The organism is Faecalimicrobium dakarense, assembly GCF_000499525.1.
Classification (GTDB): Bacteria; Bacillota; Clostridia; order Peptostreptococcales; family Peptostreptococcaceae; genus Faecalimicrobium; species Faecalimicrobium dakarense.
Map to the genome: position 1 here is coordinate 1 of NZ_HG529302.1, position 2,824 is coordinate 2,824.

The 2,824-nt window shown below is 23.5% G+C and carries 3 protein-coding genes; 1 reads left to right on the plus strand and 2 read right to left on the minus strand.

Features of this window, described 5'->3' with window-relative positions; genetic code table 11:
- Positions 1 to 35: 35 nt before the first annotated feature.
- Positions 36 to 662 carry an OmpA family protein gene (locus BN899_RS06845; RefSeq protein ID WP_042274056.1) on the minus strand — a complete coding sequence of 209 codons (627 nt, stop codon included), beginning with the start codon at positions 660 to 662 and terminating at the stop codon, positions 36 to 38.
- On the minus strand, positions 652 to 2,013 hold the full coding sequence (locus tag BN899_RS06850; RefSeq protein ID WP_052356700.1) for a MotA/TolQ/ExbB proton channel family protein: 1,362 nt from the start codon (positions 2,011 to 2,013) through the stop codon (positions 652 to 654). Before BN899_RS06850 ends, BN899_RS06845 begins: the two co-directional genes overlap by 11 nt.
- A gap of 544 nt (positions 2,014 to 2,557) precedes the next feature.
- Here BN899_RS06850 and BN899_RS06855 point away from each other — a divergent pair.
- Positions 2,558 to 2,821 carry a hypothetical protein gene (locus BN899_RS06855; RefSeq protein ID WP_042274058.1) on the plus strand — a complete coding sequence of 88 codons (264 nt, stop codon included), beginning with the start codon at positions 2,558 to 2,560 and terminating at the stop codon, positions 2,819 to 2,821.
- Positions 2,822 to 2,824 lie beyond the last annotated feature (3 nt).

The following is a 2,824-nucleotide window of genomic DNA, read 5'->3' on the forward strand; positions in this document are numbered from 1 at the left end:
ATAAAAGGTGATTATTATACACCTTTTATTTTTTATTAATTATTAACTTTTATTTCATATTTTATTTCTACTCTTCTTGATGCATCTTTATTTACACTACCATCTTCGTTTTTTATAAGTTCAGCTTCAGACCTTCCTATAGCTTCTATGTCTTTCATAACTTTATCTTTATACTTATAATCCCCTATTTCATCACTAACAATGAACTTTGCAACACTAAAAGCACGCTTTTGAGATAAATCTAAATTATATAAATAACTCCCTACATCGTCTGTATGCCCTTTTATAACTATTTTAGATATATTATCTCCATAATCTTTATAAATTGTTTCTATGTACTTTGGAATGAATATTTTTAGCATTTCTTTAGCTTCAGGTTTTAGCTCTGATTCATCTACATCAAACATAGTTTTTTCTCCAAAAGTTATTTGCCCAGTTGTTTTATCTACATCAACAGGTATTCCATTTGCTTTTAGAGTTTCTTCTACTGATGTACCTACATTTTTTGCTAGCTCTTTTTCAACAGATCCTGCAATTGACTCAGAACTAAATAGCATAAGCATAACAACCATTAATACAGTTGAAATCATATCTGTAAAAGTAGGCCAAAAGCTACTTTTTTCAAACTCTTTATTTATAGTTCTCCTATATTTATTTACCATTTCTATCATCTCCAATTAACTTGCTTCTAAACTTATTGTATGATTTTTTAGATGTGGCTGTTTTATTTGGATATCTATTCGAAGATTTAATTATCTCATTTGATTCATTTGTTTTTTCCATTTCATAAATTTCTTCGTTTGAATATTTTTTATAACTATCATTTTGCATAGCATTAATTGTTGAAGCTTCTTTATAAATATCTATATAATCAAATATCATATTTAGTTTTTGTTCAATATCTTGAGACGATATAGCAATTACAGAAGCCAAGTGTTTTACAGTTATATCTAGATTTACTTGTTCTTCATTAAGATGTCCTTGAGTTTTTATTATTTTATTCTCGTGGTCTACTAACTTATTAAGCAAATCTTGAGCACTTCTTTCATATAATGCAAAACTTGCTGATAAAGTTCTTAAATAATCTTTCATTTTAATTTGATTTTCATTTACTTTAAAAATATTTTTAGAAGTTTCTTTTATATCTAGTAATATCTCTTTATTTATTTCACTTTGATTATCATATGTATCAAATAGCTTTGTGAATTTCATATTCATTATACTGAATTGTTTGTCTAATTTTCTAACATTCTGATCAAATGTTTTAATAGAGTCTTGAGATCCATCTAATAATTCCTTTAAAGATTCTATTCCATTTATAAATTCACTATTAAATTCAGTTAAATCTTTTGATATTTGATCAAATCTTTCTATTGATTTTATTGATACGCTTATTTCTTTTATAGTACTTTTTAAATCCTCTATTTTAGTATCTATGCCTTGTGATTTTTGATGAGTAATTTCTGATGTTAGTAAATTTTCCATTTTTAACATTAATTGAACTAGTATATGCTCACAATCATGATATCCCATTATTAAATTTATTATAATTGAGCATACTATACCAAATATACTTGTTATAAATGCAGTTTGCATACTGCTTATCGTCTCAGGAAGAGAATTTATTATATCATTGGTATTTATACTTAAAAGCATCATTGAAAGTCCTATAAATGTGCCTAATACCCCTAATAAGATGCAAGTAGAAGAAGCATTTTTTATACGTTTTATTTTATCTAATACAAACCTATTTTTAAATTTCAAACCTGCACATATCTCTTCAATAAATGAAGCTATATTTATATCTGCATGTGAATTTTCTAATATGTACAAAGAATATTTATTTTTTATATCTGAATATAATATGCTTCTCTTATAATTTTCATTGAGCCTTATAAGATCCTCGTTTATAAAGTTATATAAGTTTTTATTTAGTACTATATTTATTACTGAATATAATACTATTATTATCAAAAATGCTATGGTTATAGAGTTAATAATTATATTATTCAATTTTATATCACTCTCCTTTTAATTATTTATACATATAATTTATATGTTTCCTTCAGTATTAAAATACAAAAAAATATGAAGCAACCTAAAATTTCACAGTCACTTCATATAACTATATTTACTTACCTACATGTATTAAGCTATGGGTTTTATCTATAAAAATTTCTAGATAACTATGTTAATATTTTTTATTGTAGGGAGTTTTTTAATAGTATAATAAATAATATGATAAATATCTACATAGTGTTACTTATATATTAATATAAAATATAAATATTTAATAACATAAATAAATCTATTGAAATTTCAATGTTTCATAAAAGTAGGTAAATATATAAGTGCCACTTTTTCACAACAAGAACATTTGTTCTTAGCGCAAAAAAATAGCACTTTCTCGAATTTTTTATCTATCTTTTTGCAAATAAACTAGTCTTTATAAAAAATAATTAAACTTCTATATGTATACATTAATCTTACTTGTAAATTAGAACTATTATAAATGTTTCTTAATAATATATAGTATAATAGAGGGGGTGCTATATAAATGGTATTATTCTCAGTTTTAACACTATTTATTGTTATTTTTTCTATTTTAATAGTTCCTGGAATAGTTGGTATTTTTTTTATTCTATATGGATTATATTTAATTGTTAAAGGAAACAAAAAAGATTGTATAAAAAGTTTAAAAACAGGGTTAATTTTACTATTAATCGGTATAATTGCCTTTATAGCTTTTAGATTTGATGTAAGACTTGAAATAGAGCACTATAATAATCAATTAATTGAAGAATATGATATTACTATATAAATA

Bases quoted from the DNA above. Each gene is read 5' to 3' on its own strand.
- BN899_RS06855 (WP_042274058.1), top strand. From the start codon at position 2,558: ATGGTATTATTCTCAGTTTTAACACTATTTATTGTTATTTTTTCTATT.
- BN899_RS06845 (WP_042274056.1), bottom strand. From the start codon at position 662: ATGGTAAATAAATATAGGAGAACTATAAATAAAGAGTTTGAAAAAAGT.